The organism is Ruegeria sp. YTSA064, from assembly GCF_059610325.1.
In genome coordinates, this window is the sequence record NZ_JBXWNK010000010.1 from 68928 (window position 1) to 95837 (window position 26910).

24 protein-coding genes are annotated in these 26910 nt (G+C 58.1%); 18 read left to right on the forward strand and 6 right to left on the reverse strand.

Annotated features, from left to right (window positions below; translation table 11 throughout):
• The first annotated feature begins 38 nt into the window (after nt 1–38).
• The 6 genes from AC2FI7_RS15725 (at nt 39) to AC2FI7_RS15750 (ending at nt 9468) form a co-directional block, all read left to right on the forward strand.
• On the forward strand, nt 39–1046 hold the full coding sequence (locus AC2FI7_RS15725) for an AAA family ATPase (protein WP_170774624.1): 1008 nt from the start codon (nt 39–41) through the stop codon (nt 1044–1046).
• Nucleotides 1043–1918 (forward strand): DUF58 domain-containing protein, encoded by an 876-nt coding sequence (locus AC2FI7_RS15730; RefSeq protein ID WP_170471527.1) that lies wholly within the window; start codon nt 1043–1045, stop codon nt 1916–1918. The genes AC2FI7_RS15725 and AC2FI7_RS15730 overlap by 4 nt, the downstream gene beginning before the upstream one ends.
• Entirely contained in the window at nt 1915–4677 is a 2763-nt protein-coding gene (locus AC2FI7_RS15735) for a DUF4159 domain-containing protein (protein WP_496815737.1), read from the forward strand. The genes AC2FI7_RS15730 and AC2FI7_RS15735 overlap by 4 nt, the downstream gene beginning before the upstream one ends.
• Nucleotides 4674–6716, forward strand: coding sequence for a membrane protein (locus AC2FI7_RS15740; RefSeq protein ID WP_010438406.1), 2043 nt, complete (start codon nt 4674–4676; stop codon nt 6714–6716). The genes AC2FI7_RS15735 and AC2FI7_RS15740 overlap by 4 nt, the downstream gene beginning before the upstream one ends.
• 67 nt (nt 6717–6783) lie before the next feature.
• Nucleotides 6784–8997, forward strand: coding sequence for a response regulator (locus AC2FI7_RS15745; RefSeq protein WP_010438407.1), 2214 nt, complete (start codon nt 6784–6786; stop codon nt 8995–8997).
• 9 nt (nt 8998–9006) lie between these two features.
• Nucleotides 9007–9468 carry a VOC family protein gene (locus tag AC2FI7_RS15750; protein WP_010438409.1) on the forward strand — a complete coding sequence of 154 codons (462 nt, stop codon included), beginning with the start codon at nt 9007–9009 and terminating at the stop codon, nt 9466–9468.
• Here the strand turns inward: AC2FI7_RS15750 and yaaA are convergent.
• The 3 genes from yaaA to AC2FI7_RS15765 form a co-directional block, all read right to left on the reverse strand.
• Complete coding sequence (gene yaaA / locus AC2FI7_RS15755; protein WP_010438411.1) at nt 9459–10229, reverse strand: peroxide stress protein YaaA; 771 nt, start codon at nt 10227–10229, stop codon at nt 9459–9461. The genes AC2FI7_RS15750 and yaaA overlap by 10 nt on opposite strands.
• A 33-nt stretch (nt 10230–10262) precedes the next feature.
• Nucleotides 10263–12302 carry a DNA helicase RecQ gene (recQ, locus tag AC2FI7_RS15760; RefSeq protein WP_010438413.1) on the reverse strand — a complete coding sequence of 680 codons (2040 nt, stop codon included), beginning with the start codon at nt 12300–12302 and terminating at the stop codon, nt 10263–10265.
• A gap of 78 nt (nt 12303–12380) precedes the next feature.
• On the reverse strand, nt 12381–12668 hold the full coding sequence (locus AC2FI7_RS15765) for a YggT family protein (RefSeq protein WP_010438415.1): 288 nt from the start codon (nt 12666–12668) through the stop codon (nt 12381–12383).
• Nucleotides 12669–12797: 129 nt separating this feature from the next.
• On the opposite strand from AC2FI7_RS15765, the gene AC2FI7_RS15770 reads away from it, so the two are divergent.
• From AC2FI7_RS15770 to smpB, 10 genes are all read left to right on the forward strand, one after another.
• Nucleotides 12798–14165 carry an MFS transporter gene (locus AC2FI7_RS15770; protein ID WP_029621698.1) on the forward strand — a complete coding sequence of 456 codons (1368 nt, stop codon included), beginning with the start codon at nt 12798–12800 and terminating at the stop codon, nt 14163–14165.
• Complete coding sequence (mepA, locus tag AC2FI7_RS15775; protein WP_010438417.1) at nt 14162–15025, forward strand: penicillin-insensitive murein endopeptidase; 864 nt, start codon at nt 14162–14164, stop codon at nt 15023–15025. Before AC2FI7_RS15770 ends, mepA begins: the two co-directional genes overlap by 4 nt.
• A complete protein-coding gene (locus AC2FI7_RS15780; protein WP_010438418.1) occupies nt 14998–15882 on the forward strand; it encodes an esterase-like activity of phytase family protein in 885 nt (294 codons plus the stop codon). The genes mepA and AC2FI7_RS15780 overlap by 28 nt, the downstream gene beginning before the upstream one ends.
• A 91-nt stretch (nt 15883–15973) precedes the next feature.
• Complete coding sequence (locus tag AC2FI7_RS15785) at nt 15974–16621, forward strand: queuosine precursor transporter (RefSeq protein WP_010438419.1); 648 nt, start codon at nt 15974–15976, stop codon at nt 16619–16621.
• 263 nt (nt 16622–16884) lie between these two features.
• Entirely contained in the window at nt 16885–17304 is a 420-nt protein-coding gene (gene arfB, locus AC2FI7_RS15790; protein WP_170471545.1) for an alternative ribosome rescue aminoacyl-tRNA hydrolase ArfB, read from the forward strand.
• Nucleotides 17305–17364: 60 nt separating this feature from the next.
• Nucleotides 17365–18111 (forward strand): SDR family oxidoreductase, encoded by a 747-nt coding sequence (locus AC2FI7_RS15795; protein WP_010438425.1) that lies wholly within the window; start codon nt 17365–17367, stop codon nt 18109–18111.
• An 82-nt stretch (nt 18112–18193) separates the two neighbouring features.
• Nucleotides 18194–19207 (forward strand): P1 family peptidase, encoded by a 1014-nt coding sequence (locus AC2FI7_RS15800; RefSeq protein WP_010438427.1) that lies wholly within the window; start codon nt 18194–18196, stop codon nt 19205–19207.
• Between the two features lie 113 nt (nt 19208–19320).
• On the forward strand, nt 19321–19734 hold the full coding sequence (locus AC2FI7_RS15805) for a c-type cytochrome (RefSeq protein ID WP_010438429.1): 414 nt from the start codon (nt 19321–19323) through the stop codon (nt 19732–19734).
• Nucleotides 19735–19881: 147 nt separating this feature from the next.
• On the forward strand, nt 19882–20424 hold the full coding sequence (idi, locus tag AC2FI7_RS15810) for an isopentenyl-diphosphate Delta-isomerase (RefSeq protein ID WP_010438432.1): 543 nt from the start codon (nt 19882–19884) through the stop codon (nt 20422–20424).
• Between the two features lie 44 nt (nt 20425–20468).
• The gene (gene smpB, locus AC2FI7_RS15815; RefSeq protein ID WP_010438434.1) at nt 20469–20951 is read left to right on the forward strand and encodes an SsrA-binding protein SmpB; all 483 of its coding nucleotides are present in this window, start codon (nt 20469–20471) and stop codon (nt 20949–20951) included.
• On the opposite strand, the gene glpK is transcribed toward smpB, so the two are convergent.
• From glpK to panB, 3 genes are all read right to left on the reverse strand, one after another.
• On the reverse strand, nt 20948–22426 hold the full coding sequence (gene glpK / locus AC2FI7_RS15820) for a glycerol kinase GlpK (protein ID WP_496833499.1): 1479 nt from the start codon (nt 22424–22426) through the stop codon (nt 20948–20950). The two genes, smpB and glpK, sit on opposite strands and share 4 nt — an antisense overlap.
• Nucleotides 22427–22496: 70 nt before the next feature.
• The gene (gene panC, locus AC2FI7_RS15825) at nt 22497–23348 is read right to left on the reverse strand and encodes a pantoate--beta-alanine ligase (protein ID WP_496815739.1); all 852 of its coding nucleotides are present in this window, start codon (nt 23346–23348) and stop codon (nt 22497–22499) included.
• A complete protein-coding gene (panB, locus tag AC2FI7_RS15830) occupies nt 23345–24199 on the reverse strand; it encodes a 3-methyl-2-oxobutanoate hydroxymethyltransferase (protein ID WP_496815740.1) in 855 nt (284 codons plus the stop codon). The genes panC and panB overlap by 4 nt, the downstream gene beginning before the upstream one ends.
• 170 nt (nt 24200–24369) lie before the next feature.
• On the opposite strand from panB, the gene AC2FI7_RS15835 reads away from it, so the two are divergent.
• Nucleotides 24370–25857 carry an ABC transporter substrate-binding protein gene (locus AC2FI7_RS15835; protein WP_480873152.1) on the forward strand — a complete coding sequence of 496 codons (1488 nt, stop codon included), beginning with the start codon at nt 24370–24372 and terminating at the stop codon, nt 25855–25857.
• A 19-nt stretch (nt 25858–25876) separates the two neighbouring features.
• Nucleotides 25877–26896, forward strand: a complete 1020-nt coding sequence (locus tag AC2FI7_RS15840; RefSeq protein ID WP_496815741.1) for a hypothetical protein — start codon at nt 25877–25879, stop codon at nt 26894–26896.
• The last annotated feature ends 14 nt before the right edge of the window (nt 26897–26910 follow it).

Consider the following 26910-nt stretch of genomic DNA (forward strand, 5'->3'; position numbering starts at 1 on the left):
ATACACTTCAATCATAACAGTCCACGGAAGGGAACCTCATGTCCGAACCTGCCGACCTCGTGTCCGAGATCGAAGCGCTGGAAAACAAGCTGCAAGAGGCCAAAGCCTCGATCACCCGCCGCTTTATCGGGCAGGAAAAGGTCGTCGATCTGACCTTGACCGCCTTGTTGTGCGGCGGTCACGCGTTGTTGATCGGATTGCCGGGGCTTGGCAAGACACGGCTGGTCGAGACGCTGTCGACGGTCATGGGCCTTCATGGCAATCGCATCCAGTTCACCCCGGACCTTATGCCAGCGGATATTCTGGGATCCGAAGTATTGGACACAGCCGAGGATGGCAGCCGCCATTTCCGGTTCATTTCCGGCCCGATCTTCTGCCAGCTGCTGATGGCGGATGAGATCAACCGCGCCAGCCCCCGAACCCAATCGGCGCTGCTGCAGGCGATGCAGGAACGCACGGTGACTGTTGCAGGAGAGGATAGGGACTTGGGCGTGCCATTCCATGTGCTGGCCACGCAGAACCCGATTGAGCAGGAGGGGACCTATCCTTTGCCCGAAGCTCAACTGGACCGTTTCCTTGTGCAGGTTGATGTGGAATATCCGGATCGCCAGACCGAACGCGACATTCTGCTGGCCACAACCGGTGTCGAAGAAGCAGAGGCGCATCAGATTTTCACTAAGGAAGAATTACTGGCCGCACAGGTTCTGTTGCGCCGGATGCCGGTTGGAGAGTCGGTTGTCGAACTGATCCTCGATCTGGTCCGTGCCTTCCGCCCGGATGAGGCAGGCGCGTCCGAGCGGGTGAGGGAAACCGTCGCTTGGGGCCCGGGCCCGCGTGCTGCGCAGGCGCTGATGATGACCGTACGTGCCAATGCGATGCTGGAAGGTCGACTGGCCCCCAATGCCGAGGATGTGCTGACCATGGCGCGTCCGGTTCTCAGCCACCGCATGGCGCTGAACTTTGCAGCCCGAGCACGGGGCGACAGCCTGTCTGACCTGATCGAGTCCACCGCTGCCGGTCTGGTTCGCACCGAGGCTGCGGCGTGAACGCCGCCCAGACTCTACGCGAACGATCCGAGGCTGAGGCGTCCCGGCTGCCCCCCCTTTTGGCGCGCGCCGAACATCTGGCCGGAACCGTGTTATTAGGAGATCACGGTCGCAGACGTTCGGGTCTGGGGGATGATTTCTGGCAATACCGTCCAGCGCAAATCGGCGACAGTCGCCGGATGATTGACCATAGGCGCTCGGCCCGTGGCGACCAGCAGTTTGTGCGCGAACGTGAATGGCAGATTGCGCAGTCGATCATGCTTTGGGTCGATCAGGGTGCGTCGATGCGGTTTGCTTCAGACAAGACCTTGCCAACCAAGATCGACCGCGCCCGCCTGCTGGGGCTCGCAACGGCCATCCTGCTAGTGCGTGGCGGTGAACGCGTTGGTTTGACGGGAACAACCCTGCCCCCACGCAGGGGTAATGCTCAGATCATAAGATTGGCGCAGGCCTGGTCTGAGGATTCGCAAACCGATTATGCTCCACCCGAACACCGCGCCATGATCCCGCATGCGCGCGCGGTGTTCATCTCGGATTTCCTGGGGCCGCTGGATGAGGTTGAGTTGGCGCTTACCAAAGCAGCCGACCGAGGTGTTCGCGGCGTTCTAATGCAGCTTCTGGATCCCAGCGAGGAGTCCTTTCCCTATTCCGGGCGTACCATCTTTGAAAGCGTCGGCGGCACTGCCCGGCATGAGACTTTGAAAGCTGCAGACCTACGAGATCGCTATCTGGATCGCCTTGCACGGCGTAAAGACGCATTGACGCATCTTTGCCGTGCGACCGGCTGGCAGATGGGGCTACACCATACGGGTGACAGTGCACAATCGGCTCTATTGTGGCTCTATCGCGCCTTGGATGGGAGTGCGCAATGACAGTTCTGGCGGGCATTGGCTTTACCGCGCCTTGGGTGCTGCTGGGGCTTCTGACCCTGCCGATCCTTTGGTTGATCCTGCGCGCTGTCCCACCAGCGCCCATCCGTCGCCTGTTCCCGGCTGTGACGTTGTTGTTGGGCCTGAAGGATGACGAAAGTGTCTCGGACCGCACGCCGTGGTGGCTGTTGCTGCTCAGAATGTTGGCGGCAGCGGCAATCATCATCGGGCTGGCAGGGCCGGTACTGAATCCTTCGCGCGATGAGACGGGATCCGGGCCGTTGCTGCTGGTGCTGGATGCCAGCTGGGCAGGTGCGACGCGCTGGTCATCGACGCTGGATCAGATCGATGCACAGCTGACCGAAGCCGGCCGTGCTGGTCGCCCGGTCTCGATCTTGCGCCTGACCGAACCTGAGCCCCCTGTGTTTCAGGCCGCCGAAGCTTGGCGCGGGCGATTGCCAGGTCTTACACCGATGCCTTGGCAACCTACCGAAGCACAGATTCCCCAAACTTTGGCCGCACTGGAACAGGTAGAAGGTGGTTTTGACACCCACTGGTTCTCTGATCAGTTGGCGTTTGAAGGTCATGATCGTCTGGTTTCGGCCTTGCAAGGGCGGGGCGAAGTGATCGTTTATCAATCCCCCGCATCCGCGACCGCGATCCTGCCTGCAACGTATCAGGACGGAGCGATCCAGCTTCGTGTTCTACGTGCCAATCCGGGCCCAGCCGAAAGCGTTACTGTGCTGGCGCAAGGGCGCGATCCAGCGGGCGCGATGCGCCTGCTGCAATCCACGTCACTGGAGTTTGAAAGCGGCTCTACACAGGCGCAAATCGATCTCGCTCTGCCCTCGGAATTGCGCGCTCGAATTACACGGTTCGAGCTTCAGGGCCAGCGCTCTGCCGGTGCGGTGACCCTAACAGATGACAGCCTGAGGCGGCGCGAAGTGGCGCTGATCGCAGGCACGCTCAACCGTGAAGGGTTAGAGCTGCTTTCACCGCTCCACTATCTGACACAGGTGTTGATCCCAACCGCTGATTTTGTTGAAGGAGGTTTGACTGAAGTCCTCCCCGCCAACCCGGATGTGATCGTGCTCGCGGATGTAGCGAGGCTTTCTGATTCAGAACAGGCTGAGGTCATTGAGTGGGTTGAACAAGGCGGCCTTCTGCTGCGCTTTGCTGGACCGCGTATGGCCGCAAGCGATCTGGGTCGAGATGAAGAAGATGATTTGTTGCCGGTGCGTCTGCGTAGCGGTGGCCGTTCCGTCGGCGGCGCGATGAGTTGGGGCGAGGCCAAGGGTTTAGCGCCGTTCTCAGAAAACTCGCCATTCTACGGGCTAACCATACCCGAGGATGTCACGGTAACAACTCAGGTGATGGCACAACCAGACCCTAATCTGGCCGATCGGGTGATTGCGTCACTCTCCGATGGTACGCCTTTGGTTACCCGCAAACCCTTAGGATTGGGGCAGGTGGTGCTGTTCCATGTTACGGCGGATGCGGAATGGTCAAGCCTGCCACTATCTGGCCTATTTGTGGAGATGTTGGACCGGTTGGCCGTCGCTTCTGCCGCCAAATCTCGGCAAGAGGCGCAGATGCAGGGAACAGTTTGGGAGCCGGTTCAGATACTGGATGGTTTTGGCACTCTGACCGATGCCGGAACGTTGGCCGGGGTCGATGGGGTCGAGCTGGTCTCGGGCCAGATCGGACCAGACTTGCGCCCGGGCCTTTATGAAAGCGGCAAGCAGAAACTTGCACGGAATGTGTTGGCCGAGGATGCGGTGCTGACGCCAGCCGTTTGGCCTGCCGATGTCCCGATCCGGGGACTGGATATCACAACAGAGACGCCGTTGGCGGGTCTGTTGCTCAGCCTTGCGCTCGTGCTGTTGACGATTGACGTGATCGCGTCATTGGCTCTTTCCGGACGCTTGGGTCTGGCGCGCGCGGCGGCCGTGATGCTGGGCGCATTGCTGGTTGTTCCGGATGCGCAGGCGCAGACGCCGGATGATACCGACTTCGCGCTGAATGCGACGCAGGAACTCGTATTGGCGCATGTGCTGACGGGCGATGCGCAAGTAGATGATATCGCGCTGGCTGGGCTGCGCGGGCTCGTGCAAACGCTGCATTATCGCACCTCGGTCGAGCCTGCTGAGCCCATCGGGGTCGATCTGGAACGCGATGAGCTTGCGTTCTTTCCGCTACTTTATTGGCCGATCACAACCGATCAGCCGCAACCTTCGGCCGAGGCCTATGCCAAGCTCAACGCCTATCTGCGATCAGGCGGGATGATCCTGTTTGACACGCGCGATGCCGACATCGCCGGCTTCGGGGCATCCAGCCCCAATGGGCGCAAGCTGCAACAATTGGCTGCGCCGCTAAATATTCCCTCATTAGAGCCGGTTCCGCGTGATCATGTTCTCACTCGCGCCTTTTATCTGCTGCAGGATTTCCCGGGTCGCTATTCCGGCACCGAAGTCTGGGTCGAAGCCGCGCCGCCGAATGCCGAGCAGATCGAGGGGATGCCGTTCCGCAATCTCAATGACAACGTGACCCCGGTAGTGATCGGGGGCAATGACTGGGCCGGGGCCTGGGCGGTGGATCGCAACGGTCAGTCCCTTTTGCCTGTGGGTCGCGGCTATGCTGGCGAACGGCAACGTGAACTGGCCCATCGCTTTGGCGTTAATCTGGTGATGCATGTACTGACCGGAAACTACAAATCCGATCAGGTCCACGTGCCCGCCCTTTTGGATAGGTTGGGGCAATGACCGGTACCGTCATCTTTGATCCGCTGATCCCATGGCCCGTTTTGGCCGTTGTCGCCGCCATCGCGCTTGCCGGGGTAGTGCTGGCGCTCTGTCGTGGCTTGTCGGGTTGGGCGTTGCGTGGTTTGGCTGCTTTGGTTGTCCTCTCCGCACTTAGCGGTCCAGTATATCAGGTCGAAGATCGTGCGCCGCTCACCGATATCGTGCTGATGATCGAAGATGAAAGCGCCAGCCAAACCCTGTCGGATCGTGCCGAACAGACCATTCAGGCCGCAAACGAGCTTGCGGCTGAAATCGAAGGCCGCGACAATACCGAGCTACGCCGCATTCAGGTTGGTGACGGCGACGGGGATGAAGGCACGCAGGTCATGGCCGCTCTGAACGCGGCCCTCGCCGAAGAACCCCGGGCGCGGATTGCAGGCATCATCGTGGTCTCAGACGGTATAGTGCACGACGCAGACCAAGCTCCTGACCTACCTGCGCCGATGCATTTGTTACAGACAGGGCGTGCGAGTGATTGGGATCGTCGGCTGATCGTGCGCAATGCACCTGCATTCGCCATAATCGGAGAGCCTGTAACGCTTACCCTACGCGTCGAGGATACCGGCGTAGCGCCTGTCGGTGTCACAAACGCCCCGCTTGAGATCTCGGTCGACGGTGCTGAGCCCGAGCGCTTCACCATTCCCATCGGTGTGGACGTAGAGTTGCCGATTACCTTGCCGCATGGTGGGCGAAACGTCATCCAGTTCTCGGTTCCGCAGGCCGAAGGCGAGTTGACCGAACGCAACAACACCGCCCTTATCCAGATGAACGGCGTGCGGGATCGTTTGCGCGTCTTGCTGGTATCGGGCGAGCCGCATCCTGGCGGGCGCACGTGGCGCAATCTGCTGAAATCCGACAGCTCGGTTGATCTGGTCCATTTCACCATCCTGCGGCCACCGGAAAAGCAGGACGGCGTGCCGGTAGATGAACTCTCATTGATTGCCTTCCCAACGCGCGAGCTGTTTCTGGAAAAGATCAATGACTTCGACCTGATCATCTTTGACCGCTATAAGCGGCGTGGCATCCTGCCTGCGATCTATCTGGACAACGTGGGAGACTATATCGTCAATGGCGGCGCGGTGCTGGTTGCTGCGGGCCCCGATTTTGCCACCGCGGACAGTCTTTTCCGCTCTCCGCTTGGGCCAGTCCTGCCCGCAAAACCCAGCGCACGGGTCTATGAGGAACGGTATGTGCCTATGGTTACCGATCTGGGCCAGCGCCACCCGGTGACTACTGACCTGGGCGATTCTGAATCATGGGGCGCGTGGTTGCGCCAGATTGATGTCAGCCAGCTATCCGGCGACATGCTCATGACCGGCGTGGATGACCGTCCGTTGCTGGTACTGGATCGCGTCGGCGAAGGACGTGTGGCGCTGATGGCCTCTGATCACGCTTGGCTGTGGAGCCGCGGTTTTGAGGGCGGTGGCCCCCAGTTGGAGCTACTCCGCAGGCTGGCCCACTGGATGATGAAAGAACCCGAGCTTGAGGAAGAGGCGCTGTGGGCCGAAGCGAATGGCCAGTCGATGCGTATCATCCGCCAGACGCTGGAGGATGAGGTTGGCCCCGTGACCGTTACCCGCCCTAACGGCGACACCTTGGATATCACGCTGAACGAGGTTTCGCCTGGTCGGTTCGAGGCGCAGTATTTCGGCCCCGAAATTGGCCTTTACCGACTGGAAGAGGGTGAGCATTCCGCCGTGATCGGCCTGGGCCCTGCCGCACCCAAGGAATTCGAACGCACGATCGCAACCGATGAAATCCTAAGCCCGGTTCTGGCCAGCCTGCGCGGCGGTTCGATTCGGGTGGAAGAGGGCCTGCCCTCAATCCGGAACGTCCGTGTGGGCCGACCGGCAGCAGGACGGGGCTGGATTGGGCTGACACCGCGCGACGCCTACGAAACCCGCGATGTTACACAGGCCGGGTTGCTTCCCCCCTGGCTGGTGTTGCTGCTGGCCGGTGGGTTCCTCTTGGCCGGTTGGTTGCGCGAGGGGCGTCACTAGCGCGGTTTAAGCACTTTTTCACGCTCTCCCGCGATGCTCTGGGCAGATTATCGCGGGAAATTTTTACATGAGTCTTGCTGAGAAACTGGCGCAGGAACGGCGCGCGCGATTGGCGGCCGAGCGGCTGTTGCATCTGAAACAGGCCGAACTGTCTGCTGCCAACCGCAAACTGGGGCGTCATGCCATCGCTCTGACACGTCAGATCGATGAGACTCAGGCCGAGGTTGCGACGGTTCGCGATGAAAACGAAAAGGTCAAATCCGATCTGACCGTGGCCAATGCCAAGATCGAAGTCGCTGAACGCCGTCTGTGGCACTCGATTCAGACCATCCCTGACGGGTTTGCCTTTTTCGACGACAACAACACATTGATCGGTGCCAACGCAGCTTACCTAAGCGTTTTCGATGGGCTGGAAGAGGTCGCGCCGGGGATTACCTATCCGCGTATTCTTGAAATTCTGACCCATGAGGGGATCGTGGATATCGGCGCGGAAAAGATCGCGGACTGGCAGGCCCGTATGCTCGCACGCTGGGCGCAACCGCACCCCGAACCCGAGGTGATCCAGCTGTGGAACGGCCAGTATATTCGGCTGATCGATCAGCGGGGCCACGGCGGCGACGTGCTGAGCCTTGCGCTGAACATCACCGCGTCTGTCCGGCATGAGGCTGAACTGAACGCCGCGCGTGAACGCGCCGAGGCGGCCAATCGTGCCAAATCCGCGTTTCTGGCCAATATGAGCCATGAGATTCGCACACCAATGAATGGCATCGTTGGCATGACCGAACTGCTGACCGAAACCCCGATGAACGAAGAACAAAGGCTCTATGTCAGCACAATTCGTAACTCGGGCGAGGCGCTGCTGGTCATCATCAACGATGTTCTGGACTATTCAAAGATCGAGGCCGACAAACTGACACTGCACCCTGAGCAGTTCGATCTTGAGCGTTGTATCCTAGAGGTTGCGATGCTGTTGCAGCCCAGCGTGCGCGACAAGGGCCTGACATTGCTGGTGGATTATGACTTGTTCCTGCCCACGCTATTTGTAGGAGATCCCGGGCGGGTTCGTCAGATATTGACCAACCTCGTTGGCAATGCGGTGAAGTTTACCGCGCAGGGCCACGTCTTGATCCGTGTGACAGGCGTACCAGACATGACCACAGAAAGCTGCGATATCCACGTGGCCATCGAGGATACGGGCATCGGGATTGAGGCCGACAAGGTCCCGCACATCTTTGGTGAATTCAATCAGGTCGAGGATGCGCAAAACCGCCAATTCGAAGGCACAGGCCTGGGGCTGGCAATCACCAAGCGTCTGATCTCGATGATGGGCGGTGCCGTCTGGGTCGAAAGCGATGCGGGCAAAGGATCTTGCTTCGGTTTCCGCATATCGTTGCCCACTGCTGAAGGTCCGCAACCTGTTCCACCCGATTTGGCTGGGCAATTGGGGCGTGTTTTGGTGGTTGAAGATATGGCCGTCAACCGCGCCATCCTGACCAAGCAACTAGACCGCCTCGGGTCTCAGGCAATGACCTGTTCGACGGGGGCCGAGGCGCTGTCTGCAATGGACAAAACCATTGATCTGGTCCTGTGCGATCACGATCTGCCAGACATGGATGGGTTGGAGCTTGCCACCACTCTGCGTGACAAAGGATGGGGTGATCTGCCAATCGTGGTGATGTCGGCCAATCCAGGTGTGATCCACGCCGATCCGGCCCATCGGCTCATTAATGGCGTGTTGCAAAAACCCATCCCGCGCGCCGAGCTGTATTCGCGGCTGATGGCGCTGGGCGCACCTGTATTCAAGCCGGATCGCAGTGACAACGACGCCTCTGATCCCGAGACTCATGTACAAGTTCCGCAGGAACAGAGGCTGATGCGGGTTCTGGCAGCCGAAGACAATCGAACCAATCAGTTGATCCTTCGAAAGATGACTAAGGAGCTGAACATCGATTTGAAATTTGTCTCCAACGGGTTGGAGGCGGTCGAAACCTTCGCCCGCTTTGATCCGGATCTGATCTTCATGGATATCTCGATGCCGAAGATGGATGGCAAAGAGGCGACAGGTGAAATCCGGCGACGCGAAATTGGAACAGATCGCCATGTCCCTATTGTGGCCCTGACGGCCCATGCCATGACAGGGGATGACCAGGGCATACTGGCGGCGGGGCTTGATCATTACCTGACCAAACCATTGCACAAGAAACTGATCCACAAGATGATACTGGAACATCGGCCTGCCGAGGCTCGTGCGGTCGGTGCAGACGGTGAAGGCAGGAAATAGGATCGATTGATGTCAGATGAGCGCGGTTTTCGTCCCCGAGGATTGGGCGAGATTGCAATTCGCTGCGCCGATATGGCGGCAATGGTGCAATTCTATGAGAAGGTGATCGGGTTACAGCGGCTGCAAGGCGACCATAACAGCGCCATCACCTTTTTTCGGATCGCCGAAGGGTTCGGCGGGCATACACAGGTGCTGGCCCTGTTTCACCAATCAGTTGGCTCTGAGCGTGGACCAGAGCAGACCGGCGAGACAGTGCCGGTAACAGGGGGCGCTTCGGCCCTGCACCATATCGCGCTGTCGGTGCCCTTTGCCGAGCAGGACGCGGTCATGCGCTGGTACGACCAAATCGGGCAGCCCTATCGGGTTGAGCATTTCGGCTGGATCGGCTGGCGCGGCATCTTCACCCAAGACCCCGAGGGGAACACGGTGGAACTTGTGGCTTACGATCCTTCGATGCTTGATCAGGCCTGATAGGGGCGTACAAACACGGGTTTGTCGTCTTCCGACAGATCGGCCCGGTATTCGTACCCGCCGCTATCAAAATCCAGCAGGCCTTTGGGGTCGGTCAGTCGATGTTGAATGATGTACCGGGCCATCGCACCACGCGCCTTCTTTGCAAAGAAGCTGACGATCTTGGGGGTGCCGCCCTTGTCCTCCATGAATACCGGGGTCACAACGGGCAGCTTCAGCGCTTTCAGGTCGACTGCGCCGAAATATTCCTGGCTGGCGCAGTTTACCAGAACTTTGCTGCCAGCCTCAGCAGCTTGGGCGTTCAACGCCTTGCTCAGCTGATCGCGCCAGTATTCATAAAGGTTTTTGCCACGTCGGGTTTTCAGTTTGCTGCCCATCTCAAGCCGATAGGCCTGAATGGCATCCAGTGGGCGCAATACACCATAAAGCCCAGACAGGATGCGCAAATGATCCTGAGCCCAGGCCATTTCGTCGGCGTCCAGCGATGCGGCCTCAAGCCCCTGATAGGTATCGCCTGCAAAGGCCAAAGCGGCAGGGCGCGTTGCATCTGCTTCCGGCGCGTCTGAAAATACACGGTACCTGTCCCGATTCAGGCGGGCCAAGTCGTCGCTCAGGTCCATCAGCTTTTTCAGATCGCCCAAGGTCAGGTTGCGGGCGGTCTTCGACAAGCGGATCGCGTCATTCTGAAAATCGGGTTGGGTCACTTCGACGTTTCGTTCTGCCCAATCCAGCCGCTTGGCCGGGGAAATCACTACCAGCATATCCACCCTCGTTCCTTGCCTATTGGGCTGTATCTAGCCCGCTTGCTGCAGCACGTCCAGAAACGCCGCGCCAAACCTTTCGTGACGACGGTCGCCCAAAACTTGCTCCATCGCTCGTGGATCATCCGGGCGCAGCTGTGCCACCTTCGCCAGTTGTGATGCGGTACAGCTCAGCGGTTTGTCGATCCCGTCGGGGCCACGCGACAATTGTGATTGAACCTCAAGCAACTGATCGTAAATGTTGCCCTGATTGCGGCCGGCAAGTTTGCGCCTTGCGGGGTGCAGCTCTTCCACCGCGCCGGTCAGCACTTCAAGGAAGGTCGCACCGTAGCGTTCCAGCTTTTTTGCCCCTATACCGCTGATCCGGGCCATATCGTCCAGATTTGCGGGCCGAGTTTCCGCCATCTCGATCAGTGTGCGATCTGGAAAGATGACATAGGCCGGAACCCGCGCGGCCTCGGCCAGTGCGCGCCGCTTGGCCTTGAGCGCCGAGAGCAGCGGCGCGTCTTCCTCGGACACCATCGCCTTGACCGCGGGTCGCCGGGTGGCTTTGCGGATGGTATCCTTGCGTAGGTCGATCTGTGCCTCACCTTTCAGGATCGGTTTGGCGGTTTCGGTCATGCGCAACGCACCGAGGCGTTCAGGATCGGGACGGACCAAATCGCGGCCCATCATCTGCCGAAAGATCGCCTGCCATTGCGGGCGTGACCAGTCTTTGCCAATGCCATATGTGGATAGATTGTCGTGCCGACGTGCTCGTATTTTGTCGGTCTCATTGGCCAACAGGATGTCGATCAGATGACCCGCGCCGAACCATTCTTCTGTGCGCAGAATAGCGGACAGGGCCATGCGAACCGGCGTCGTGCCATCGAACACTTCAGGAGGGCTGTCGCAAAGATCGCATTTGCCGCAAGGTTCGATCTGTTCTCCGAAATACCCGAGCAAGGTCTGGCGGCGGCATTTCAGTGCCTCGGCCAATCCAAGCAACGCATTCAGGCGTGCATGATCCGCCATCCGCCGCTCAGGTGGGGCCAGTCCTTCGTCGATCTGAGAGCGTCGCAGTCGGATATCGTCAGGGCCAAACAAAGTAAGGGTTTCGGCAGGACCACCATCGCGCCCGGCGCGGCCGATTTCCTGATAGTAAGCTTCGATCGATTTAGGCAGGTCCGCATGAGCAACCCAGCGGATGTCGGGCTTATCGATGCCCATGCCAAACGCGACAGTGGCGACGACGATCAGCCCATCCTCGCGCGCAAAGCGGGTCTCGACGATGCGGCGATCTTCGGCCTCCATCCCGCCGTGATAGTGGCAGGCCGTGTGACCTTCGGCGCGCAGGGCTTGCGCCAGCACTTCGGTCTTGTTGCGGGTGCCGCAATAGACGATGCCGGATTGGGACTTTCGGGCGGCAGCGAAATCGAGGACTTGTTTGCGCGGTCCATCCTTGGCGGCAAAGGCCAGATGGATATTGGGTCTGTCAAACCCGCGCAGGAATTTACGCGGCTCAACACCGTCGAACAGCTTTTCGACGATCTCTTCCTGCGTTTCCGCATCTGCGGTTGCGGTAAACGCGGCGAGGGGCACGTTCAAAGCGCGGCGCAGCTCTCCGATCCGCAGATAATCAGGGCGGAAATCGTGGCCCCATTGGCTGACGCAATGCGCCTCATCCACCGCGATCAGATTGACGTTGATCCTACGCAGCATTCCCGGTGCAGACCCTGCAGCCAGCCGTTCCGGCGCCATATAAAGCAGCTTGAGCCGACCACCCTCGATAGCATCCCAAACGGCATCAGTTTCTTCAGGTGTATTGCCCGAGGTGAGCGCGCCTGCCTCGACACCGGCCTCTTGCAGCCCACGTACCTGATCGCGCATCAGGGCGATGAGCGGAGATATCACCACAGTTACCCCGTCGCGCAACAGTGCAGGCAATTGAAAACAAAGGGATTTACCACCACCCGTGGGCATGATAGCCAGCACGTTTTCGCCCGCGGTCACGGCATCGACAATCTCTTCCTGCCCGGGGCGGAAGTCGTCGAATCCAAAGACGTCTCGCAACAAGGGTGCGGAGTCGAACATGCGCCGGAGGGTCCTGTATTAAGGTTTTTCTGCTCTTAAGACAGGACCATCACATACTAAGATTCGGTGAACAAGAGGTCAGTAGAAATAGACCGCATTGTTGATCAGGATGATCCGCAGGGCATAGACCCCGATCAGCACGACAAGAGGCGTCAGATCCAGACCGCCCATGTTGGGCAGGATGCGACGGATGGGGCTATAAATCGGTTCTAATATACGGTTCAGCCCGTACCAGATTTGCGCCACCAGTTGCTGGTGCAGGTTAAGAACCTGAAAGTTGATCAGCCAACTCATGATCACATGGGCAAGAATGATGAACCAGACAATGTCTAGGATCAAAAGCAGGATTTGGATCAGCGACAGCATGGGCACTCCGTTCGTCAATTGCCCAGAGACCTAAGCGCGCCTGCGCCAAAGAGCAAGCCTGCAGCAACACAACGCTTGCGAATTACCACAAAGCCCCTTCTTATGAATTCAACAAAAACAGGGGCAGAAATGGCGGAAATTTCCAAGCGCAAGCGCATCTGGGGCTGGTGGTTTTTCGACTGGGCTTCGCAGCCCTATCACACCTTGCTGGTGACCTTTGTATTTGGCCCATATTTTGTAAGTGTTGCTGCACAGTATTATCTGACATCAGGTCTGGTGGAGGAGGCTGCCAAGGCGCAGGCGCAGGTTGTCTGGGCGAACGGCATGACCATTATCGGGCTGATCATTGCCTTTGGTGCGCCATTGCTGGGCGCGATGGCAGATGTCTCAGGTCGGCGTATCCCTTGGATATTTGGTTTTTCGCTGATGTACGCGGTGGGATCCTCGGCGCTTTGGTACACGATGCCTGATGGCTCGAATATGTGGCTGATGATTTCGGCCTTTGGGCTGGGCTTTGTGGGGGCCGAATATGCGCTAATCTTCATCAATTCTCAGCTGCCCGATTTGGGGGATGACAGTGAGGTCGGTGAGATCTCGGGATCAGGTTTTGCGTTTGGCTATTTCGGAGGACTGCTGTCGCTGGCGATTATGCTGGCACTGTTCGTCGAGCAGCCCAATGGCAAAACCCTGATCGGGATGGACCCGATGTTCGGTCTGGATGCGGCAACGCAGGAAGGTACTCGGTTTGTCGGGCCCTTCACAGCCGGGTGGTTCATCCTGTTCATGGTGCCGTATTTTCTTTGGGTCAGGGACGACACGAACACTGATAAACAAGGCAGCGTGGGCGAAGCCTTGCGGTTGCTGGGAAAATCCGTCGCTGCCTTGCGTCATCGGGTGAGCCTGGCGACATATCTTGGGTCGTCGATGTTCTACCGCGACGCTCTGAACGGGCTATATACCTTTGGTGGAACATACGCTGCGCTGGTCCTGGAATGGGATATCGTCAAGATCGGTGTGTTCGGGATCGTCAGCGTACTGGCTTCGGCCATCTTCGCATGGGTCGGCGGTAAGATGGATCGGAAATACGGCCCTAAACCAGTGATACTGGTCGCCATATGGGTTTTGATCTTTGTCTGCCTGACGGTTGTGTCGATGGATCGAACACAGATTTACGGAATTTCATTGCCCGAAGGCTCTGGCCTGCCGGATATGGCGTTCTTCGGGTGCGGAATTCTGATTGGCGGTATGGGAGGTATCCTGCAATCGGCTAGCCGATCTATGATGGTGCGCCATACTGATCCCGCCACCCCGGTTGAAAGTTTTGGGCTTTATGGGCTTTCGGGTCGGGCAACCGCCTTTGCAGCGCCACTTTTGATCGGGATAGCAACGGCAGTGACCGGTAGTGCAAGACTAGGGGTGTCACCGATCATACTGTTGTTTATTCTAGGACTAGTCCTGATGCGCTGGGTGAAACCGGAAGGGGATCAGAGCAGATGATTTTATTACGTTTTTTAGCTGTCTTAACGGTGATGACACTTGCAGGCGCGGCAGGGGCGCAACCGCTGGCCAAGCAATTGTTCGGGGCTCAGAAGGTGGGGTCTCAGCAAAAATCAGCGGCTTTCGGCAGTTATTCGCGCGGGTGCGCTGCAGGGTCGGTGCAATTGCCCGAAACTGGGCCAACATGGCAGGCGATGCGCCTGTCGCGCAATCGCAACTGGGGGCATCCGCAGGCGATCGACTATGTTCAGGATCTCAGTCGGTTTGCAGCCAAGCAACCGGGGTGGAACGGTCTTTATATTGGCGATATCAGCCAACCACGGGGCGGGCCAATGACCTCTGGCCATCGCTCTCACCAATTAGGGCTGGATATCGACATATGGATGCTGCCGGGCGACAACATGCGCCTTAGCCGAAAGGCGCGCGAGAATATCTCGTCCATATCCTTACGCCGCGCGAACGGCGCCTATGTGAACGGCAACTGGACCAAGCAGCATCATGCGGTGTTGCGCGAAGCCGCCAAGGACAAGCGCGTTGCCCGGATCTTTGTGTTCCCTGGTGCCAAGGTGCAGATGTGCAATGACGAGAAGGGCAACAAAGCCTATCTGCGTAAAATCCGGCCGTGGTGGGGGCACCACTATCATTTTCATGTGCGTCTGAAATGCCCAAGGGGATCGAAAGGCTGCGTCAATCAGGATCCACCTCCCAAGGGCGATGGCTGTGCAGAAGCGGAACAGTGGGTCCGCAATATCCTCAACCCGCCTCCACCCGATCCAAATGCGCCTCCACCAAAGAAACGACGAGAATACCGTCTGGCTGACTTGCCCCAGCAATGTACCGCTGTTTTGCAAGCCAACTGATATCAGCGCTGCTGCTAACCGGGCAGGTTTGGGCAGTCGAGCTAAAGCGGGATTCGTTGCTCGACATTTACGTCTGGCGCAACACTTCTGATTGGTTTGGTGGATTTTCGGCGATTCACATCGCAGAAGGCGGCGAACGTTTGATCGCGATCAGTGACCGGTCAAGGCTGATCACAGCGCGGATCAATCGGGACGGTGATAAGATCATCGGTATCGAAATTCTCGGGCAATGGCCAATCCTGTCCAGCAACGGGCGCGCCCTGAAGGGACGGGCAGGGGATTCCGAAGGGATTGCGGTTGCCTCGGATGAAAGCATCTACATCTCGTTCGAAGGTGTTCACCGCATCGCACATTATACGGCGCACAACACAAATACACGGGTTCTGCCGCGTCCACGAGAGTTTCTGAATTTGGACCGCAACGGGTCATTCGAGGCGCTGGCGATCGACAATCGGGGACGGCTTTACACACTGACTGAAAAAAGCAGAACCCTTCGCGGGGATATCCCGATCTATCGTTGGGATGGCAGCCGCTGGTCAACGCCCTTTGTTCTGCCCGCGCGCGGAAAGTTCCTACCAGTTGCCGCTGAATTCGGTCCTGACGGGAGGTTTTATGTACTTGAGCGTGCCGTTGCATTCATAGGCTTTCGAACGCGCCTGCGTCGATGGGAGATTGTCAATGATGCCCCTCAGTCCGAAGAAGTGTTACTTGAAACCGGCTCCGGACTTCACGACAACCTCGAAGGATTGTCGATCTGGCGCGACGGTCAGATGCGTTTGCGCGCTACAATGATCTCGGACGACAACTTTCTGGCACTGCAACGGACAGAAGTGGTTGAATACCTGTTGCCCGATTGACAGGTCGTTATCAAAGGTCTAAACGCACGGCCTGCCTTGGGATGAACCTGGGGCCAAGTCGCCGCTACCTTGTCAAAACGGGCATCTGAAAATGCAACGCAGCTTTATTCCCGGCATCATTGCCATGGCCGCCATTGTCGTGGCCTCAAACATCCTGGTCCAGTTCCTCATCTTTGATGGGCTGTTGACCTGGGGTGCTTTCACTTATCCGCTGGCCTTCCTGGTCACGGACATCATGAATCGCGTCTATGGCGTAGGTCCGGCCCGCAAGGTCGTGTTCGCCGGTTTTGTCACCGGTATCATCTGCTCGCTGATCGGCAGCCAGATCATGCTGCAGGGTGACGGCTTCACCTATGCCGCCGTACCGCTGCGGATTGCCGTCGCCTCGGGCACCGCGTTTCTGATCGCACAACTGACCGATGTCACCGTGTTCAATTCACTGCGTGGCGGACGCTGGTGGCGCGCACCGCTGGTCTCGACGCTGGTTGGGTCCGCACTGGACACCGCGCTGTTCTTCACCATCGCCTTCTCGGCTTCGGTCACCTTCTTTGGTGCCAATGCTGACGCTGCTATCAGTTGGGCGTGGGAGCCTGTGCCGTTCATGTTGTCTGGCCCGATGGCGCCGCTCTGGGTGACACTGGCTTTCGCAGATTGGCTTGTGAAACTGTCACTGGCTTTGATCGCGTTGATTCCGTTCAAAGTGATCGTTGCCCGCTTGACCGCTGCACAGCCTGCGTAAAAAAGTTCTTTGAGATTGGCACAAGTTGTGTCACGCTCCTTTCTAACCGCAACAGATAGAAAAGGAGGTGATCCAGTGTCGAGAAAGAGATTGGAGAGAGGTGTCGGAACAACCGGGGGGATCGCCTGTTAAGGCAGCCCTTGGCGGAGCGCTCGCTCCGGCTGGTCGATTGATCTAACCGACCCCACCTCCTGGACTTTCGAAGGGCCGTCCCACCGGGGCGGCCCTTTCTGTTTTCACCTGTGCCTAGTATGGTCTGACCCATGTTGCGCATCAACGACGATATCACCCTGCAAGACTGGGAAATGACGGAAAGCTTTGTGCGGTCTTCTGGTCCGGGTGGGCAGAACGTGAACAAGGTATCGACAGCAGTTGAATTGCGGTTCGAAGCAGCGCGCTCACCCTCCTTGCCCGACCCGGTCAAAAATCGATTGAAACGTATTGCTGGTCGGCGATGGACTAAGGACGGAGCGATTGTCATCCAATGCGAAGAAACCCGTTCCCAGGCCCGCAACCGCGAGATTGCGCGCGCCCGGCTGGGGGAACTGATTGCCCGCGCCTTGGTCAAACCCAAGCGTAGGATTGCAACGAAACCGACCTATGGCTCGGTCAAGCGTCGATTGGCAGCCAAAAAAGCACGCGGCGATGTAAAGGCGCTGCGGGGCAAAGTGTCCGAAGAATGAACTGGCATCTCGGCTCTTGGTTGATAGTCTGACCCGCAACAAGGGCAGGAGGGCAACAACATGAGGCTGGAGGGTAAAACCGCAATCGTGACCGGTGGTGCATCCGGGTTCGGTGCGGGAATTGTGCAAAAGTTCCTTTCCGAAGGTGCCCGCGTTATGATTGCCGATATCAATGGCGATGCCGCCCGCGATATGGCCGCTGCATTGGGCCAGGATGCCATTTCTCAGCAAGTTGACGTCTCGGATGAGGACTCCGTTCAGGCCATGGCTGATGTCGTACAAAGTGTTTTCGGATCGCTTGATGTTCTGGTGAACAATGCGGGCGTGACTCATATGCCAACGCCACTGGAAGAGGTCAGTGAAGCTGACTTCGACCGGGTTTTTGCAGTGAACATGAAATCTGTCTACCTAACAGCGCGCGCTTTTGTGCCGGGCATGAAGGCGCGCGGTATGGGCGCGATCCTGAACGTGGCCTCAACAGCAGGTCTGTCGCCGCGCCCCAATCTGAATTGGTATAACGCGTCCAAAGGTTGGATGATCACGGCAACAAAAACGATGGCGGTGGAACTCGCCCCATCGGGCGTACGTGTCAATGCGATCTGTCCGGTGGCAGGAGAAACGCCTCTGCTGAAATCCTTCATGGGCGAAGACACACCGGAAATTCGCGCCAAGTTCCTCTCGACCATCCCGCTGGGCCGCTTTTCGACCCCTGAAGACATGGCCAACGCCGCCTGTTTCCTGTGCTCGGACGAGGCCAGCATGATCACGGGCACCGCGCTTGAGGTGGATGGGGGCCGATGCATCTGATCCGCTCTTCATTTGGCCATAAATATCCCCGCCGGAGGCAGCGCGCCGCGGCGCGCTTATCTGCCCAAAATTAGAGGTTTCGATGACACCCGGCCCCAAAAACCTGATCACCGATGTCCCGGGCCTGAAGGTCGGCAATGCGCAGGATGATGCGTTGAAATCGGGCACAACCGTCTTGACTGCGGATCACCCTTTCACGGCTTCGGTGCATGTTATGGGTGGGGCGCCGGGCACGCGTGAAACCGATCTCTTGGCGGCCGACAAGTCCGTTGACCGGGTTGATGCGATTGCGCTTTCCGGTGGATCGGCCTTTGGGCTGGATGCCTGTTCGGGTGTATCCGATGCCTTGCGCGCAGAGGGGCGCGGTTTTGTAGCTGGTTCGGCCATCGTCCCGATTGTGCCGGGGGCGATTCTGTTCGATTTGCTTAATGGCGGAGATAAAGACTGGGTCGAAAACCCCTATCGCGCGCTGGGGAAAGCCGCATATCTAAACGCCTCACCACAATTTGAACTGGGGACTGCCGGGGCCGGAACCGGCGCATTGGCGGCAATGCATAAGGGAGGACTGGGCTCGGCCTCGCTAGTACTTGAGGATGGAACAACTGTTGGCGCACTGGTTGCAGCCAACCCGCTGGGCAGTGTGAGTACGCCGGGAGATCGCCATTTTTGGGCGGCTCCATTCGAGATCGGTTCCGAGTTTGGCGGGCATGGTCCAGATCCGGCCTCGGGTCTTGGCCGCATCCACACTAGCCGCAAGGCGGAAGCCATGAAACCAGCCCAACCAGATCGGACAAACACAACCATTGCTATCGTTGCGACCGACGCTGCACTGACTAAACCGCAATGTCAGCGAATCGCGGTGGCTGCCCATGATGGCATCGCCCGCGCCATTGTTCCCGCGCACACGCCCGGCGATGGAGATCTTGTATTTGGCCTCAGCACAGCTGCCCGTGAAGTTGAGGTCGAAGCAATGGCGATGATCGGCCACGCGGCCTCAATCTGTCTGGCGCGGGCGATTGCGCGCGCGGTCTATTTGGCGTCACCCAGTGCAGGCGATCTTCTGCCCTGCTGGTCTGCCGTACATGACTTAAGTTAAGGACGAACTAGTCTCTGCTGTGACACAGTGCCCTCGCGCGGCAATCTGCGCGTTGACTCTCTGCTGCGCCAAAGGTCCTTTCTGTGCAGCCAATTCGTATCGGAGCAAAAGCTATGAATCGTATCCTTGCCACCGCAATTGCTGGTCTGCTGGCCCTTCCCGCCTATGCTGAAGGTGACGCCGAAGCTGGCAAGAAAGCCTTTAACAAATGCAAATCCTGTCACCTGATCGCTGATCCCGCCGGTGAAGTGATCGTCAAAGGCGGCAAGACCGGACCGAACCTCTATGGTGTTGCGGGTCGCACCGCTGGCACTGTCGAAGGGTTCAAATACGGCGACAGCATTGTTGAAGCGGGTGAAAACGGCTTGGTCTGGGATGAAGAGACTTTTGTTTCTTACGCCCAGGACCCCAAAGCGTTTCTGAAAGATTATCTGGGTGAAACCTCGGCCAAGTCAAAAATGACCTTTAAACTGAAAAAGGGCGCTGAAGACGTTTACGCTTATATCGTGAGCGTTTCGGGCGAATAACCAGGTTCGCCTAGATCATGTATAATGGTGCAAAAGGCCGCAGCCCCTGCGGCCTTTCGTGCGATTGAATGATGCCTCCATCGGCGTCACTTTGGATAAAAACCGGTATGACTTTGAGCGCCGGGATTCGCCAACAGGAGACGACAGATGGGAATCATGATCCCGGCCTGGGTTGAAGGCGAACTGACCCCCGTTGACAAGCTTGAGGCACACGAAAAAGGCCTCAAGCACAAGGCCGTATCGGTCTTCGTTGTGCGCGGAACCGAGATTTTGCTGCAGCGCAGGGCGATGGGCAAATATCACACACCGGGTCTTTGGGCGAATACCTGCTGCACACATCCAGATTGGGAAGAAAGCGCCTCGCATTGCGCGGTACGTCGTTTGCGCGAGGAGCTGGGGATTACCGGACTATATCCTGAGTATCGCCACAAGCTTGAATATCACGCCGACGTTGGCAACGGCATGGTTGAGAACGAGGTGGTCGATGTCTTTCTGGCGCACGTGCGTGGACCATTGAAAATAGAGCCTAATCCTGACGAAGTGATGGATATTCGTTGGGTCGACTATCACGATCTGCTGGCTGAGGTGAAACGGCACCCGGACCGTTTTACGCCATGGCTCAAGATTTATCTGCACAACCACGCGGATACGATCTTTGGGCCTGACTTGATTATCTCAGCCAAATCGTAACGCTGTCTTGCAAGGCGCTCGCAAGCGGAATACATCAACGCGTCATGGCCAAGCAGAAGCAGAAAACTGACTCGAATTACAAAGTGATCGCCGAAAACCGGCGTGCGCGCTTCGATTACGCGATCGAAGACGATATCGAGTGCGGCATTGTTCTGGAAGGGTCCGAGGTCAAATCTCTGCGCGCAAGCGGGTCGAACATTGCTGAAAGCTATGCGTCAGTCGATGGCGGAGAGTTGTGGCTGATAAACAGCTATATTGCGCCATACGAGCAGGCCAAGGTTTTCAAGCACGAAGAGCGCCGCCGCCGTAAGCTGCTGGTGTCGCGCAAAGAGTTGGCAAACCTGTGGAACGCGACTCAGCGCAAGGGTATGACGCTGGTGCCGTTGGTGCTGTACTTCAACCACAAAGGCCGGGCGAAGCTGAAGATCGGCATCGCCAAGGGTAAGAAGCTACACGATAAGCGCGAAACACAGGCCAAGCGCGACTGGTCACGCCAGAAACAGCGTCTGATGAAGGACCACAGCTAGAACGCCATGGTAGCCTGAACGGCCCGCTGCCAGCGCGCATAGGCCGCGTCTCGGTCGGCCTCGGCCTTCTGGGGTTCAAACCGACAGTCAAGATCCCAGGTTTCGGCGAATCCTGCCTGATCCGGGTAGACACCTGCTTTCATTCCCGCCAGCCATGCGGCACCCAGCGCGGTGGTTTCCTGCATCACCGGGCGGTCAACGGGCGCGCCCAGAATGTCCGAAAGCCCCTGCATGGCCCAGTCCGATGCGCTCATCCCGCCATCGACGCGCAGGATCACGTCAGCCTCGGCCCCCCAATCGCCCTGCATTGCGTGCCATAGGTCGCGGGTTTGGAACGCGATGCTTTCCAACGTGGCGCGCGTGATTTCGGCGCGGCCGGAATTGCGGGTCAGGCCAAAGATTGCGCCGCGGCAATCGGGTTTCCAATAGGGCGCACCGAGCCCGGTAAAGGCAGGCACAAGGACAACATGTTGGTTTGGATCAGCTTGCGCGGCCAGTTCACCGCTTTGCGGTGCGGCTTCGATGATTTGCAACGCATCGCGCAGCCATTGCACTGCCGCACCGGCGATGAAGATCGAGCCCTCAAGCGCATAAGTTTTCTGCCCGTCCAGCTGATAGGCAATGGTGGTCAGCAGGCGGTTCTTCGATTCAACCGGCTGTGCGCCGGTATTAAGTAGCGCGAAACAACCCGTGCCGTAGGTGGATTTCATCATGCCCGGCTGGAAACAGGCCTGCCCGATGGTGGCAGCCTGTTGATCTCCTGCCACGCCGAGAATCGGGATTTTACTGCCAAACAGGGATGTTGATCCGAAATCTGCGGCACAATCCCGCACATCGGGCAACAAGGCCTGGGGGATGTCCAGCAAGTCACAAATCTCGCTGCTCCATTCCCCTTTATGTATGTCGAACAGCAATGTACGGGCCGCATTGGTGGCGTCGGTGGCGTGCACACGTCCTTCAGTAAGGCGCCAGATCAGGAAGGTATCGATAGTGCCGAACAGCAACTCTCCAGCGGCGGCGCGGTCGCGCGCGCCTGGCACGGTATCCAGAAGCCATTTGACCTTTGTGCCCGAGAAATAAGGGTCCAGCAGCAGCCCCGTCTGGGCGGTCACGTCATCTTCGCAACCCGCTTTGCGAAGACGTTCGCAAATTTCAGCAGTGCGCCGATCTTGCCAGACAATCGCGTTGTGAATCGGGGCACCGGTGGCGCGATCCCAGATAACTGTGGTTTCGCGTTGATTGGTGATCCCAATTCCGGCGATTTGGTTGGCAGCAACGCCGACGGTTTCCAACACTTCCCGGCAAACGGTCAGGACGCTGTCCCATATTTCTTCCGCATCATGTTCGACCCAGCCTTCCTGCGGGAAATGCTGCGTAAACTCGTGCTGCGCAGTGCCCACGCGCCGCATTTGCGCGTCAAAAAGGATCGCACGAGACGATGTAGTGCCCTGATCGATTGCCAGAATATAGGTCATGCCTGCGCCCCTCCCGCTATGGTTTTGCGGGACTTTAGCGCAAACAATGCTAAACGTGCCAGAGGGGAAATCAGACCTTTGACACCGGCAGATTATCGATCAGCCGCACGCCTTCAAGCATGGTCGCCGCGAACAAGCGCGCCGGGCGGTCGGCGTAGGTTAGCGGGTCCAGCGTTTCGGCACAGCGGAGTTGGAGATATTCCACCTCAGCGAAACCGGCGGTCAGCAGTTCAGCCTGCGCTTGCGTCACCAGCGAGTTGAACGCCTCACCATTCTCCTGGGCCTGAACAAGTGCGCGCATGATGCGGTGTTTTTTAGCCGCAATTACCAGACCCTGATCCGATAGCCTCTGGTTGCGCGAAGACATGGCAAGACCCGAGGGCTCTCGTACCGTCGGACAACCAATCACCTCGATCGGAATATCCAGATCGCGGGCCATCCGTCGGACGATCATAAGCTGCTGATAGTCTTTTTCCCCGAAATAGGCTCGATCCGCCTGCGATTGCAGGAACAGTTTGGCGACAACGGTCGCCACGCCATTGAAATGGCCCGGGCGAAATTCACCCTCCATTGTGTCAGTCAGGCCCGAAACCGATACTGTGGTGGCGAACCCCTCGGGATAGATCTCTTGAGGTTCGGGTACGTAAATCGCATCAACGTCATAAGGGGCCAGCTTCTCGGCGTCTTCCTGTTCGGTGCGTGGATAGTTGGCAAGGTCTTCTGGGTTGTTGAACTGTTTGGGGTTCACGAAGATTGTCACGACCACCCGGTCGCAATCCGCCTTGGCGGCTGCGGCCAGTGACAGATGTCCTTGATGCAGCGCGCCCATGGTCGGGACGACTCCGATCACCTCGCCCTTTTGGCGCCATTCACGGGTCAGTGCCTGCAAATCCGCCAACCGACGCAGAATAGGCGCGGTCATGACTTGGACCCTTTTGAAGGGGTCTGATTTGAAGGGGTCTGATCTGCAAAGACATGTTCGTCTGCCGGAAAGCTTCGAGCTCGAACCTCGGTTGCGTATTCTGCAATTGCTGCTTCGGCCAGCGGGCCAAGGTCGGCATAGCGTTTAACGAATTTTGGTTTGAAAGCAGTGAAAAAGCCCAGCATGTCGTCTACCACTAGAATTTGCCCATCACACCCGGCCGAAGCACCAATGCCGATGGTGGGGATCGCAATCTGGGACGTGATCCGGTCAGCCAAGCTTTGCGGAACCTTCTCTAACACGACGGAAAACGCACCGGCCTCGGCAACGGCACGGGCGTCGGCCAGTACGGCATCGGCCTGTTTGTCGCGCCCCTGTACCTTGTAGCCGCCCAGCGTGTTGATTGATTGCGGTGTCAAACCGATATGCGCCATCACCGGGATGCCGCGTTTGACGAGAAAACGAATGGTTTCGGCCATCTCCACACCGCCTTCCAGCTTGACCGCGCCTGCACCGGTTTCGGACATTAAGCGGGCCGCGTTTCGGAAGGCCTGTGCCGGGTCGTGCTCGTAACTTGCGAAGGGCATGTCGATCACCATCATGGCTCTGTCCAGCCCGCGGGCGACGGCCTGACCGTGCATGATCATCATGTCCATCGTCACCCCGAGGGTCGAGGTCAGCCCGTGCAGCACCATTCCGACGCTGTCACCGACCAGGACGAAATCACAATGCGCGTCCATCAACCGCGCCATCGGCGTCGTGTAGGCAGTCAGCGAGACCAGAGGTTCAGTGCCTTTCCGGGCGCGGATATCCTCGGCGTTCGGGGCTTTCTTGCGGGCGGTGGCGCTCATGATCACTCCTCGCAGGGTTCATGTTGCAGTGCGGCATAGCAGATGCGGCAGATGCAAAGAAACCCCGGTTGCGCCAACAATCCCTTGATTGACCCGGGGTTTCTGGCAGGATCGGTCTCAGAACGATCCGTAGTCAGCGGAATAGTCGTATAATGTGGGGAGAGATTTTCATGACAAAGCAGCGCTTTCGCTCATTCGCGTCGGCCTTGGCCCTAGGTTCCAGCCTGTTTGCCACGCAGGCTCTGGCTAAATCCGACATCACCATCGCCATGCAACTAGAGCCGCCGCATCTGGACCCAACCAGCGCCGCCGCTCAGGCAATCGATTCGGTTGTCTACACCAACATCTTCGAAGGTCTGACCCGCTTTATGGGCGATGGATCGGTTGTTCCCGGGTTGGCTGAAAGCTGGGAGATTTCGGATGACGGCACCGTTTACACATTCAAACTGCGCGATGGCGTGACTTTTCATGACGGCACTACGATGGATGCCGAGGACGTCAAATTCAGCCTCGACCGGGCGACAGCAGAAGACAGCGCCAATGCACAAAAGGCTCTGTTTGCTGGGATTGAGACTGTCGAAGTTGTAGATCCTCTGACCGTTCAGGTGACGTTGAAGGAACCGAACGGTAATTTCCTCTTCAACCTTGCCTGGGGTGACGCGGTCATCGTTGCGCCGGAAAGTATCGAGAATATTAAGACCAACCCGGTTGGCACGGGTGCGTTCACCTTTGCCGATTGGGTGCAAGGAGACAGCATCACCCTGAATCGAAATCCCGACTATTGGGGCGATCAGCCCGCGTTAGAGACTGCAACGTTCAAATTTATTTCGGACCCGACCGCCGCCTTCGCTGCCATGATGGCCGAGGATGTGGACGTGTTCGACAATTTCCCTGCTCCCGAGAACCTGCCTCAGTTCGAGGCCGATCCGCGCTTTCAGGTTCTTGTCGGCTCGACTGAGGGTGAGACAATCCTATCGACCAACAATAAACAAGAACCCTTCGACGATGTACTCGTGCGGCAGGCCCTAGCCCATGCCATCGACCGGCAAGCCATCATCGACGGCGCGATGTTCGGTTATGGCACGCCCATCGGCACTCATTTCGCGCCGCACAACCCGGCTTATGTCGATCTGATTGGTAATTCGGCCTACGACCCTGAGAAAGCTAAGGCACTTCTCGCCGAGGCCGGATATCCCGACGGGTTTGAGACCACTCTGCACCTGCCGCCGCCCTCTTACGCTCGGCGCGGGGGTGAGATCATCGCTGCTCAGCTGGCCGAGATTGGCATCAAAGCCGAGATCATTAATGTGGAATGGGCGCAATGGCTGGAAAGCGTGTTCAAAGGCAAGGAGTTCGGCCTGACCATCGTCAGTCACACCGAGCCGATGGATATCGGTATCTATGCGCGTCCTGAATATTACTTCCAATATGACAGCACCGATTTTCAGGCTTTGATGGAAACTCTGAATTCTACCACCGACCCTGATGAACGCACTCGTCTGTTGGGAGAGGCGCAGCGCCTGATCGCAACCGATTACGTCAACGGGTATCTGTTTCAGCTTGCCAAGCTCGGGGTTGCCAAGGCGGGTGTTCAGGGTCTGTGGGAAAACGCGCCCACCGCAGCGATCGACCTGACTGCCATCAGCTGGGACGAATAGACCCTAGGGAGGTCCGTGCATGGTCAAGTCAATCTTCGTCGCTCTTACCGTCGCGGCGCAGATCGCTATTACATCTGTTGCTCGGGCCGAATCATCGCTTAGCCAGGCGGTTGAGTTGTGGCTGCAAGGCGACGATGAGCAGGCCCTGCCCATGTTGGCAGAGCTTGCCGTTGAAGGTGACGTAGAAGCGCGCCTGTTACTGGGTCGGATCGAAACATCGGATCTGGGGCCGTCGCCATATCGTCAATCGCTGGGACCCAAACAGTCGCGAAAGCTTTTTCGCCAGAAAGATTGGTCGGCTTTTGGGCAGTCGTGGTTAACGGTCGAGGCACGCGCTGGAAACGAGTTGGCGCAAACTTTACTCCAGGCCAAGCATCCGAACCCCAATCTTGACCTGATCGCAAAACTCAACGCGCTTGGTGAGCATCAGGCCACGGATTATCCAACACGCATCGTGGCTCTGTATGGTAGCGCCAGCATGCGTGAGACGCTGCAGGCCAACGATCAAGTCATGCAGGCCTTGAAACCCTACTTGGCCTATCTGTCCCAAACTCCAGAACCACGCGGAGACGGGCTGGCCGCATTGCGCCACATTCAACCTGATCCGGTCGACGCAAGTTCGGACCAGGCGCTGGGTATGGCGGGTCTGCTGGCGCTTGGGTTAGGGTACGGCGATATCTCCCCGGACAACCCGTGGCGTCAATCGGTAGAGAACTGGCTGATGTCTTCTGAAGCAACACACCCCATTGCGCAACTTTGCAATCAGCAATGTGCCGATGACGCACCGGCCTGCGCTTTTGCGTTTTTGGCACTGACGGGCGGGTACTTCGAGGTCATCCGTATCGACAGCCCGCTTGAAACGGTGATCCCGCAAAATGAATTTCTGGATAGCCCGCGCGCCCGGCTGATGGTCCTGCGACGCGCGGCGCTGGCTCGCACTGAAACCAATCTTGAATGGCTGTCAGAGACCGAGCCCGCCGCCAATCTCTCGGCCTGTGCGATCAAACTGGTCAATGACGAACGACAGGCCTACGAGTAGGTGCTGGACCCGCG

What these genes read in the sequence shown, in the direction of transcription:
- AC2FI7_RS15725 (WP_170774624.1), top strand. Translation starts at nt 39, where the DNA reads ATGTCCGAACCTGCCGACCTCGTGTCCGAGATCGAAGCGCTGGAAAAC.
- AC2FI7_RS15735 (WP_496815737.1), top strand. Translation starts at nt 1,915, where the DNA reads ATGACAGTTCTGGCGGGCATTGGCTTTACCGCGCCTTGGGTGCTGCTG.
- AC2FI7_RS15740 (WP_010438406.1), top strand. Translation starts at nt 4,674, where the DNA reads ATGACCGGTACCGTCATCTTTGATCCGCTGATCCCATGGCCCGTTTTG.
- AC2FI7_RS15745 (WP_010438407.1), top strand. Translation starts at nt 6,784, where the DNA reads ATGAGTCTTGCTGAGAAACTGGCGCAGGAACGGCGCGCGCGATTGGCG.
- AC2FI7_RS15750 (WP_010438409.1), top strand. Translation starts at nt 9,007, where the DNA reads ATGTCAGATGAGCGCGGTTTTCGTCCCCGAGGATTGGGCGAGATTGCA.
- yaaA (WP_010438411.1), bottom strand. Translation starts at nt 10,229, where the DNA reads ATGCTGGTAGTGATTTCCCCGGCCAAGCGGCTGGATTGGGCAGAACGA.
- recQ (WP_010438413.1), bottom strand. Translation starts at nt 12,302, where the DNA reads ATGTTCGACTCCGCACCCTTGTTGCGAGACGTCTTTGGATTCGACGAC.
- AC2FI7_RS15765 (WP_010438415.1), bottom strand. Translation starts at nt 12,668, where the DNA reads ATGCTGTCGCTGATCCAAATCCTGCTTTTGATCCTAGACATTGTCTGG.
- AC2FI7_RS15770 (WP_029621698.1), top strand. Translation starts at nt 12,798, where the DNA reads ATGGCGGAAATTTCCAAGCGCAAGCGCATCTGGGGCTGGTGGTTTTTC.
- mepA (WP_010438417.1), top strand. Translation starts at nt 14,162, where the DNA reads ATGATTTTATTACGTTTTTTAGCTGTCTTAACGGTGATGACACTTGCA.
- AC2FI7_RS15780 (WP_010438418.1), top strand. Translation starts at nt 14,998, where the DNA reads ATGTACCGCTGTTTTGCAAGCCAACTGATATCAGCGCTGCTGCTAACC.
- AC2FI7_RS15785 (WP_010438419.1), top strand. Translation starts at nt 15,974, where the DNA reads ATGCAACGCAGCTTTATTCCCGGCATCATTGCCATGGCCGCCATTGTC.
- arfB (WP_170471545.1), top strand. Translation starts at nt 16,885, where the DNA reads ATGTTGCGCATCAACGACGATATCACCCTGCAAGACTGGGAAATGACG.
- AC2FI7_RS15795 (WP_010438425.1), top strand. Translation starts at nt 17,365, where the DNA reads ATGAGGCTGGAGGGTAAAACCGCAATCGTGACCGGTGGTGCATCCGGG.
- AC2FI7_RS15800 (WP_010438427.1), top strand. Translation starts at nt 18,194, where the DNA reads ATGACACCCGGCCCCAAAAACCTGATCACCGATGTCCCGGGCCTGAAG.
- AC2FI7_RS15805 (WP_010438429.1), top strand. Translation starts at nt 19,321, where the DNA reads ATGAATCGTATCCTTGCCACCGCAATTGCTGGTCTGCTGGCCCTTCCC.
- idi (WP_010438432.1), top strand. Translation starts at nt 19,882, where the DNA reads ATGGGAATCATGATCCCGGCCTGGGTTGAAGGCGAACTGACCCCCGTT.
- smpB (WP_010438434.1), top strand. Translation starts at nt 20,469, where the DNA reads ATGGCCAAGCAGAAGCAGAAAACTGACTCGAATTACAAAGTGATCGCC.
- glpK (WP_496833499.1), bottom strand. Translation starts at nt 22,426, where the DNA reads ATGACCTATATTCTGGCAATCGATCAGGGCACTACATCGTCTCGTGCG.
- panC (WP_496815739.1), bottom strand. Translation starts at nt 23,348, where the DNA reads ATGACCGCGCCTATTCTGCGTCGGTTGGCGGATTTGCAGGCACTGACC.
- panB (WP_496815740.1), bottom strand. Translation starts at nt 24,199, where the DNA reads ATGAGCGCCACCGCCCGCAAGAAAGCCCCGAACGCCGAGGATATCCGC.
- AC2FI7_RS15835 (WP_480873152.1), top strand. Translation starts at nt 24,370, where the DNA reads ATGACAAAGCAGCGCTTTCGCTCATTCGCGTCGGCCTTGGCCCTAGGT.
- AC2FI7_RS15840 (WP_496815741.1), top strand. Translation starts at nt 25,877, where the DNA reads ATGGTCAAGTCAATCTTCGTCGCTCTTACCGTCGCGGCGCAGATCGCT.